The following is a 9022-nucleotide window of genomic DNA, read 5'->3' as shown; positions in this document are numbered from 1 at the left end:
ATCGAGACATGATAGAATATATCGAAAGCTCAATTGATGTCATCATCCAAGCTGGTCGCCATGAGGGAGACCGGGGCATTACCGAGTTTTATCTGCCCGGCACATCAGAGACAGGAGGCCAGAATGAAACAGTTTGAACATGAAGTTTTGACGTTTGAAACATCGTCTCAGAAAACCATAGAAACGATGCAGACGCAGCTGAAGAAGTGGGGGACTTCGGGCTTTGAAATCGTTGGTGTAGCTCCGATCACAGTTGGCGGGTCAGTCGTAACGGTTTTTCTGAAACGTGAGATGACACCATCTGAAGGAAATAAGTGATGCAAAGGATCTTCATTTTCGCAACGGCACTTATGATATCCCTGTCATCAACTGCATTGGCACAGTTTGTTCCTACTCTCGGGGAAAACACGCCAAGGGCCTGTCCTCAGCAACCACAAGAACCAGATTGGATTGCGAATATCGACATACGCGAGGCCCACAAAGGCAACCTCGTTCAATTGATGTATCGAGCGCAGGGATTGGAAGCTGTTGCCACAAATAATGATTGCTCTTGCGAAACGCGTTTTCCTTCTTGGGAAGCGGCACAGCAATACTACTACGAGCATTATGCTGGCTTAGAACGCTGGGAAGTCCTTGAAAAAATAGATGAATACAGGCGAGCTGCGAACGCTCACCGAAAAGTGGCTCAACCAATGTGCGAACAACAAGGAAACTGGTGAGGTCAGCTGAATGAGCGTTGTAACATATTTTGTTGAAACCGCCGGCAGCTACCTTGATGCCTCTGCTGAAACTCAGTTCGGTTCAGTCGCGGCGACGACAGGAACGCTGATAATACTCGCTGCAAGCATTTTAGTGATCTTTGTTTTCATCAACATGGCGTTCCAATATCGGTCCATGGACGGCAGAACAGCTTTTTGGCTCGCTTTGAAAATCACCTTGGTTGGCATCTTCGCGACAAACTGGGTCCAATTCAACGCGTTTTCGACTGCAATTCTGAGTGGAATCGACAGTATTGCAGGCGCTTTGGTAGCCTCAGTCGGCGGAGGTACTCCTGGGCCCTCCGGGACTTTTGCCGAAGAATTTGATCGGTTGATAGCGGAACTCGGTGAATATCTTAATGCAGCAGGTTCCGAACTGAACTGGATGGCCGGTGCGATGCTCGACATTCTGGGGGTTTTGATGCTCTCGATATTGGGAGGGCTCGCGGCATTCATTCTCGTCGCATCGCGCCTCATGATCGCACTATTGATAGGACTTGCTCCGATCATGATATTTCTGACCCTCTTTGATGTTACCAAAGACTATTTCGCCCGATGGCTTTCCGCATTGATTTCCTTTGCCATCTACCCCGTCATTATAGCTGGCGTCTTTGCTACGATAACTGGTGTCGCATCTGCTCTGATAACCGAGCTTGGAGACCCTGCCGGCGCAACAAGTATTGGTGCACTGATCCCATTCTTTATGATGATCCTCATGGCGAAGGGGTTCATCATTGCCACTCCGTTCATCGTGCGGGCAGTTTCCGGCAACATCGTAATGCCTGCGCTAACTAGCGGTATGGGAGGCACGTATTCGTTTGGACGCGCGATCTCTGGAAGTCAGCAAGCGTATAATCGTCGTGATGTCGGCACAGCATCAGGTGCAGAGATTGTCGCACTTCGTGCTCGCCAGGCAGTAGGACTTGGAAATCCAAGAGACACAGTCAAAATACAGCCTGCCAGTCGAGGGAACGCTTCCCCACCACCGCCGCAACCAACCGGAACTGGTCAAAAAATGCAGCGGATTCAGGCGAGATCCGATAGGCTACGTGGCAAGTAGAGTTCAGTACAAATCGACAGTTTTGAAATTGACATTAGAATTCTCTTATCTCAGATTCTGATCTGTTTTCTGAGATAGGAGGACAGTTACTCACGGTGTCCTGACTAAAATCATGAGGCAACTTCGCAACCGATTGTTTGTGTTTACCGAATATATTGAGCTGTTCAGAAGATAGCCATTTGAGTTGCTCGGGCTTCCTACTCAGCAGCCGTAACAGAAACGCCCGTCTGCCGGTCTGCAGTAAACTCTGCTTCCAGCTCTGAAAGTTGTTCGTCGGCAGCTTGGAGTATTTTTAGATCCGCCTCTGTAACATTCTCAGGGTCAAGGCTGACGAGCCGTTGCTGCACTGCGTCATCCAACTCGGCCTGTGTAAACTCCAAATCGCGAGTAGCCTGATCAACGGTTTTCGCTCTTTGCTTACGTTTGGATGTCCGTAACTTGGCCCTGTGCGGTTTAGCCCGCAACTCCTCAATCGACATCGGTTCATCTACTTTTTGGATTTCATTTTCTAAGACAACGGCCCCCCCTGCCCCGACATCCATTGATCCAGCCTCGGACTGGTCCATCTTACCCTGAACTGCATCAACTTCCGGCAACGGTTTTTCGCTGACAAGCGAACGCGCCAATGGCGGGAACGGCAATTCTCCAGTTTGAGCGGCATGGATTTTCTTGAAAAACGGGTCGTCGAAATACTGGATGCGCTTGGCGCGGATCGGCATCTGCGCATCCACAACGATAATGATGTCATCCAAAGGCAAACGGCGCACTTCGTCTTCTGGCAACAGCGATGTCTCTTCTGTCCGCTCTGACATACTGCGCCCCTCAAATGGATTGCGACCAATTGACCTCGAACGAGTGACCACACGCTTTGTGGTTTTGCCAACAGCCTTGCTCAACTCCTCGACAGTCTTTTCATCCGAGGGTGTCAGGTAAAGCTTCACACCCGCGTTCCCCTGCAACGCACGCCGTGTGTTCTCACCATAGATCTCATCAAGCGCTGGGATGGTTTGCGTAACGATAGCCAAATGCCCGTTGTAAGACCGCAGGGTCTCTATGCTGTCTGTGACAATCGGCATTTTTCCGAGACGGTTAAACTCATCCAACATGATCATCACTGGCCAAGGCTCATCCGGTCCAGGCTCTTTGTCCTGCATGGACGATATCAGGTCAGAGAAAAACAACCGTATCAGCGGCGCCAGTGGTTTCACCATGTTGGGCGACACAACAAGATATACGGAAAACGGCTTTGAGCGGATCGTTCTAAAGTCGAAATCAGAAACGCGCGTTGCTTTGTCGATGGCCGGGTTGCTCCACTGATCAAGACCGGACGTCATCAACAAGGAAACATAGGATGTCAGCGTATCATTATTCGTAGAGGCCATACGCTCGAGGATCAGCTTAGCCGCACGGTTCTGCACTTCGTCGCGCCGCTTCATGAATTCCTTTTGCTTGTGTCCACCACTGGCCGTGATCCGATAGATTTCACCCAACGTTGGCACGCCCCGCTCAAAAGCCAGAAGGCCGGCCGCGACAAACAAATCTATCCCGCCTTTCAAGAGGCCCTGAACACGGTCGCTGTCAGCTTGTAAAAACAATGAGGCGAGTAACTGCAGTTCCATCTGTTGGCGATCAGGATCAGCCATCTCGGCGATACGCAGCAATGGATTATACCGGTGGCTGCGGCGATCATGCCAATCTGTCGGCGCAAACCGAAACACGTCATCCCCCTGCCCTGCCCGATGACGCGCGGTTGATTCATAGTTTTCGCCCTTCACATCCAAGACCACCGCAGAGCCATGGAAGGTCAAAAGGTTCGGAATAACAAAGCCCGTGGTCTTGCCGCGCCCCGTGGGTGCAACAATCAAAGCGTGCGGAAACACCTTGGAACAAATGAGCTGCCCGTTGCCCTTCGCTTTCCCTAGTTTGCCGATGACAAAACCAGTGCCGGGTTTGCTGAAAAACCCGTTACGCCGCATGTGCGCAGCTTTTTGCCACTGGGTTCGGCCAAACTTGGTCAGCGCGCTCCCGGACAGCACGGCGCTGAGCAATAGCCCAGCCAAACCAAAGCCGCTCATGATCAGGTTGGCCATCCGAAAATCAGCTGGTCTCACATCTTGGAGTTCAAGGTAGTTCTGGGCGAGCCAAAGGAAGTCGATTTCCGCTTTGATCCCAAAGTCCCGAAACGTCAAAAACGCTGTGGCCACGACATATCCAATCGCCACCGCCAAGAGTGTCAGCAGCACAATTCCAATGGCGATCTTGCCCTTATCCATGTGTCTGGCCTTTTTCAGTCGTCCCATGTGTATGTTTCAGACGCTGAGCGTCATATTCTTCCTCTGCAATCTCGGAAACAACTTCGCGGGTGGCTTCACTGTTGGCAGTAGTCTCGTCAGATTGCAGATACGCCTTGGCAACATAGAGACGATCAAGTCGATCATCGATGACCTCTGCAAGGGCGTCGCAGTCACCAGACCGTAATGCCTCAACCTGATCGTCATCCAAGGCGCGCTCAATCTCGCGGCGGAATGCAACGCTGCCGCCGTTCTCGGCAAACGGTGAGTTGATCTTGTCGTTGCGTTCATGGGCAATAACGCGTCGCACCTCGGCACCATCAGCGTTGAGTTTGTCCAGACGGTCTAGGTCTATGGCGTCTCGGCGAATTTCGTCATGTGCATTGAGTTCATGTGAAGCCGCATAGGTAGCGGCCAAGCCATCCGCCAAATGATCAGGCATGTCAGGGTACCGCGCCTTGAAATCCGCGGCGATGGCTTCTTCCATATTGAGCCGTCCATCTGAGCGCCCCATAATCGCCTGAACTTCACGGTCAATCTGGTCTGCCCGTTGCGGGTCGACGATCTCGACAGCCCGTCCATCATCATCTTCACCGTAAACTTGCGATGGCGATGCTAGAAGCTCTGGATGTTTTGCCATGAACTCTTCTTGCTCAGGCTGTTGAACATCGCGGAAATAGTCCTCGTCACTATCCACGTCAGTTTCGACCACGCCATCTTCGCGAAGCACACCTGCACGTTCCAAAACCTGTCCCAAATGAACATGTGCCTCGTCCAACCGATCAACAGCAACCTTGAGATCTGCGTTCCGCTCTAGATTGAGGCCCTCACTTTCAGCGATTTTGGTCAAGTCGTCCGCCAACCAGCGCTGCTCAAGCCACGCGTTGCTTGCCCCCTGCTCAACTCGGGCAGTTACCGACGACGCTGAAATTCCTGTACCTCGCAATGCAGTTTCAATTTGAACTCGGGTTTCCGGCTCTGACATGGCAGCCACTGCGTCCTTGTCGATATTCATTTCGGAATAGACCCCTGTCGCAGAGGCTGCATCGTTTAGGGTGAAGGAGCGCACACCAACGGGCTGCATATGAGCCACGTTGCGGTAAATTGCATCAAGCTCCTTTTCGAACTTTGCTTTCAGAGTATCGGGCGCGTCACGTACAAAGTGCTCAACCCGCTTTGCACGTTCGGCAAACCGCCCTTTAAGATCATCAAAAGAGTCCTGCGTATCCATGTAAACCTCTCCATTCTGTTCAAGGTGACCGCCGTGCGCCAACAACTCAGCAGCGCGGAACAAAGCGTTTGAAATATCGTGCCGGTTCTCTGCGGAAGCCTCCGCAGCCAAAGAGCGATAGGTTCGGGCAGTGTTGGCAATATCTGCGAGGGCCCGGTCCAAGTCTCTCCCAACCCGTTCACGCGTGATCGGTGATCGGCCTTCAGACTTCGCGGCATAGATATCCCTGACCCGTGTGGCATACGTCACATCGCCACGATCAATGCGCCGCGTGGCTTCAAGCCGCACACCGACTTTCTCCGCCTCCTCAACCATCGCGATGCGAAAATCATCGTAGTTGAAGTGATGATCCCGCCCGAGATAGAAGTATTCGCCTTCTTGGGAACGACGGTTCAACACAACATGAGCATGGGGATGGGCCCGGTCTTCATGCACCGCAATGAGATAGTCGAAGTTGCGCGCATCATTTGCAAAGAACCGCTCGCAAACCCTGCCCGCAATATCGCGAACGTCTTCGCCATTGGTTCCAACCGGAAAGGACATCAGCATATGTGTCGTATGGCCCATCTTGGGACGGAACCCTTCATCCCACCGCGCACTGAACCGGTCGGTTACGCTCCTTATTTCAGAAGTGTCGAGTTGGGTCTTGCCGTCGAAAACGCCCCTGCTGTCGACGATGTGCGACGATTTCGTGGCAAGATACTCCAGCTGGTTTGATAGCTGCGCCTTGGTGTGACACCCGCCCGATTTAATTGCCTTAAACACCGCTGCACGATGACCTTTTGCTGCACGAACCATTTGAGAGCGCTTTGTGCCCAATCCTTGCATCGATCCGCGCACCTTGCTCCAACCTTCGCGAAAGATCTCACCCGTAACAGCGGTTACCGCATCATTCCTCTGCATTGGCCAGCTCCTTCAGAGCATCAGTTGCAACCAATCGGACGCAATCCGTGCGGCGACGGGTCAACAGATCGACTTGGTCGGCAAAGTCGAGAACAAAGCCTGCGAGGCTGCGTATCTGGGCAAGACTAGCGCGACCGAATACGGGGCGCATGCCCTTGTTGTTGGCCTCGTTCATCCGCTTTGCGATCTGGGTGACATTGTTACCAACGCGATTGAGCGCGGCTCGAAACCCGCGCAGTTCATCTGCGAGCATTTCATCGGGTTGGAACACACCGTTTGCGGATTGGATCAATCGCCGCAGCGCATCGGAGCGGTACTTGATCCCATGGCGAGATAGTAGCGTATCGAAGTGGTGGAGCTCGTCTGGCGTAAGTGTGACGCTCACGTTTTCGGTCCGAATGCCGCTATCACGTTTACGGTGCTTGTCTCGATGGATCGTGTATTGGACGGTTCGTGCCGTTACATCGTAGCGCTTTGCCAACACCGCAGACGAAACTCCTTTGAGAGTTTCACGGACGATTTCCAATCGCTCCAGATCAGATAAGCGGCGTCGAGACGGCATGCGAACAAAGACTCCCTATTTCCTGCCAACTTCATACAGCCAGTTTAGTTACAACGCAATTATAATATTGCATCGTAACCTATACGATTGATAAATCGAATAGCTGAGCTGTATTCCGCTACTTTCGCCGCCCCACAGGCGGCCCTTAGGATTGAGCCTCGGTAAGAGTCAATTTCATTCCCCGGCGCGAGGTGCAGATTAGACGCCCCTGAGGCCATGTATGCTAAATTCGCGGCAACTCACCCCCGCCGGTCCGATATGGCCCTTTAAATCGCCGCTCAGCGCCTCTGGCCGGCAATTTTGACCTCACCTCTCTGCGTCGGCTACCGAGGCAGGCCCAAATATCACCGAAAATGCACGCGACACGCGGCACGCGATGTACGAACACCGCCCTGGAATGAAACGCCCAAAGTGGACAGCATGCCGCTTCAGCTAACCGAGCAATAGACCTTGACGTCACGCGACACGCGTCACGCTTCAAGCGGCACGCGACAATCATCACGCGAAACGGACCACGGACGCGCGATATCACGCACGCAACACCCGTCACGCATTTTATACCACGCGATAATTGACACGCAGCACGCTGTACGCGATATGTTGCACGCAAAACAATAAACGCGACGCGCTGTTTCAGACACGCGATACGCGACACGCAATGAGGTAGAGCAATGCCAAACGACAAGATGAAGGTCATCACGGTCATGAGCCGGAAAGGCGGGGCCGGAAAAACCACCCTCCTCCAAGCGCTCTTAAGTGCGGCCATCAAAAACGGAAAACGATGCCTCGCGCTTGACGCCGATCCACAACAAGCCCTGACACGGTGGTTTGACCGCGCCGAAATAAACAATCCGCTTGCGCGATGCGCCCAACTCGAAGTCTCTTCTGACCTCGAAAAATGGACGGATGAAGCCTGGGAGAAAGGTGAGACCGATATTGTGTTTGTCGACACCCAAGGTGCGGCTGGGGCATGGGCCGACGATCTCGCCGCATTCAGTGATGTGCTCATCGTGCCAATGAAGCTCGGCGATACCGACCTCACAATCACAACCGACACTTTCAATTGGTACTGCGGCCTAAGAGAGCGGACGGACGACCCCGAAAACCTTCCATCTTTCAAGGTCGTGTTTGCGGATGTTCCGAACAAGCTCACCGCCTCTCAAAAATACATTGAAGAGGTCGCGTTGACGCGTTTTCCGATCATGGAAGATTACTTCATGCATCGAAACCAACACATCGACGCAGACCGATCCGGATTCTTGCATGATTTGGCGGATTTCCGACGCGCCCACAAATATGGACTATTTCGCAGCCACGCAAAGCTCTTCGACGAAGCCGTCGAAGAAGCCACAGCCATCCTGACCGAAGCCATGGGAGACGCATAATGGCACGACGCAAGAAGCCACAAATCAAAGGCACAGATCCATCATATGATCACAGCTTTGAACGGTTCCGCCCCGTGCCAAACGACATGCCCGCTGATGTCGTGGTCCCAGGCGTCGCAGCAGAGAGAGCCGTTGTCGAAACGCCAAAACCCCAGCCAATGCCAGCCAGTGTGACTACCGAAAAGACCACAACATCCGCACCGGAACCGAAAAAGGCCGCACGGGTCAAACCGAACACATCAGGACGGCAAACCCCATCAAAGGCAAAGACCCCAGCAGTCCAGAAACAAATAACCGAAGCTGATGTCTCACGGGGCTCTGATGATCCACTCGGAACGGGCGAACGCCAGACCACGCTCGATGCCGCCGTAAAGGTCACGCAGGCAAAACAAATGGCCGTCTTGGAAGAGAAGGGCCTCAAGATGAAAGACATCGTCACCTTGGCGGGACGCCGTGCAACGGAACGGTTTGTTCTTTCACCCGACTTTATCCCAAAGCCGGAGGCCGAAAGGCTGCCGATGAAACAGGGCTATCACACTTCCAAACGATTGCCCGGCCCCATCTTGGACGCCATGCGCAAAGAGCGAGACCCCCTTGGCATCAGTTCGGATCCTGCAATGGTCAGAGGACAATTCGAACTTTTGTTCTGGTCCTGTCTTGATGAAGTGATCAAAGAACTCAAAGCAAAATATTAAGCGCAGGCGCGGGAATCCGCGCCCCGATATTTCTAAGAGGGGGAAGGAGTTTCGACTTCCTTCCCCCTGAAACAAAATAGACAAGACCGTGTTGTCGGCTGCGCCTCCGCCCGCACCACTCTTGTCGATTTGGTTTC

At 53.0% G+C, this 9022-nt stretch carries 8 protein-coding genes; 5 read left to right on the top strand and 3 right to left on the bottom strand.

The window, feature by feature from the left end; all coding sequences use genetic code 11:
- Positions 1-123 precede the first annotated feature (123 nt).
- From ACTG3Z_RS17220 to ACTG3Z_RS17210, 3 genes are read left to right on the top strand one after another with little or no spacing between them, the layout of a single operon-like run.
- Positions 124-318, top strand: coding sequence for a hypothetical protein (locus ACTG3Z_RS17220; RefSeq protein ID WP_348288341.1), 195 nt, complete (start codon positions 124-126; stop codon positions 316-318).
- Entirely contained in the window at positions 318-719 is a 402-nt protein-coding gene (locus ACTG3Z_RS17215; RefSeq protein WP_439144234.1) for a hypothetical protein, read from the top strand. The genes ACTG3Z_RS17220 and ACTG3Z_RS17215 overlap by 1 nt, the downstream gene beginning before the upstream one ends.
- Positions 720-729: 10 nt before the next feature.
- A complete protein-coding gene (locus tag ACTG3Z_RS17210; protein ID WP_439144233.1) occupies positions 730-1818 on the top strand; it encodes a type IV secretion system protein in 1089 nt (362 codons plus the stop codon).
- Positions 1819-2015: 197 nt separating this feature from the next.
- Here ACTG3Z_RS17210 and ACTG3Z_RS17205 read toward each other — a convergent pair whose 3' ends face one another.
- The 3 genes from ACTG3Z_RS17205 to ACTG3Z_RS17195 are packed head-to-tail and all read right to left on the bottom strand — an operon-like array spanning position 2016 to position 6805.
- Positions 2016-4091, bottom strand: coding sequence for a type IV secretory system conjugative DNA transfer family protein (locus tag ACTG3Z_RS17205; RefSeq protein ID WP_439144232.1), 2076 nt, complete (start codon positions 4089-4091; stop codon positions 2016-2018).
- Positions 4084-6243: a relaxase/mobilization nuclease domain-containing protein gene (locus tag ACTG3Z_RS17200; RefSeq protein WP_439144231.1), complete on the bottom strand. Its 2160-nt coding sequence runs from the start codon at positions 6241-6243 to the stop codon at positions 4084-4086. Before ACTG3Z_RS17200 ends, ACTG3Z_RS17205 begins: the two co-directional genes overlap by 8 nt.
- Positions 6230-6805: a transposase gene (locus ACTG3Z_RS17195; protein WP_439144230.1), complete on the bottom strand. Its 576-nt coding sequence runs from the start codon at positions 6803-6805 to the stop codon at positions 6230-6232. Before ACTG3Z_RS17195 ends, ACTG3Z_RS17200 begins: the two co-directional genes overlap by 14 nt.
- Before the next feature lie 671 nt (positions 6806-7476).
- On the opposite strand from ACTG3Z_RS17195, the gene ACTG3Z_RS17190 reads away from it, so the two are divergent.
- Complete coding sequence (locus ACTG3Z_RS17190) at positions 7477-8190, top strand: AAA family ATPase (RefSeq protein WP_439144229.1); 714 nt, start codon at positions 7477-7479, stop codon at positions 8188-8190.
- Positions 8190-8885 carry a hypothetical protein gene (locus ACTG3Z_RS17185; protein ID WP_439144228.1) on the top strand — a complete coding sequence of 232 codons (696 nt, stop codon included), beginning with the start codon at positions 8190-8192 and terminating at the stop codon, positions 8883-8885. The genes ACTG3Z_RS17190 and ACTG3Z_RS17185 overlap by 1 nt, the downstream gene beginning before the upstream one ends.
- Positions 8886-9022 lie beyond the last annotated feature (137 nt).

It is taken from the genome of Planktotalea sp. (assembly GCF_965659345.1).
Lineage (GTDB): Bacteria > Pseudomonadota > Alphaproteobacteria > Rhodobacterales > Rhodobacteraceae > Planktotalea.
The sequence above is the reverse complement of the archived record's forward strand: the minus strand, read 5'-3'. Positions and strand labels throughout refer to the sequence as shown.

Coding starts and splice junctions, on each gene's coding strand:
- ACTG3Z_RS17220 (WP_348288341.1), top strand. CDS start 124: ATGAAACAGTTTGAACATGAAGTTTTGACGTTTGAAACATCGTCTCAG.
- ACTG3Z_RS17215 (WP_439144234.1), top strand. CDS start 318: ATGCAAAGGATCTTCATTTTCGCAACGGCACTTATGATATCCCTGTCA.
- ACTG3Z_RS17210 (WP_439144233.1), top strand. CDS start 730: ATGAGCGTTGTAACATATTTTGTTGAAACCGCCGGCAGCTACCTTGAT.
- ACTG3Z_RS17205 (WP_439144232.1), bottom strand. CDS start 4,091: ATGGATAAGGGCAAGATCGCCATTGGAATTGTGCTGCTGACACTCTTG.
- ACTG3Z_RS17200 (WP_439144231.1), bottom strand. CDS start 6,243: ATGCAGAGGAATGATGCGGTAACCGCTGTTACGGGTGAGATCTTTCGC.
- ACTG3Z_RS17195 (WP_439144230.1), bottom strand. CDS start 6,805: ATGCCGTCTCGACGCCGCTTATCTGATCTGGAGCGATTGGAAATCGTC.
- ACTG3Z_RS17190 (WP_439144229.1), top strand. CDS start 7,477: ATGCCAAACGACAAGATGAAGGTCATCACGGTCATGAGCCGGAAAGGC.
- ACTG3Z_RS17185 (WP_439144228.1), top strand. CDS start 8,190: ATGGCACGACGCAAGAAGCCACAAATCAAAGGCACAGATCCATCATAT.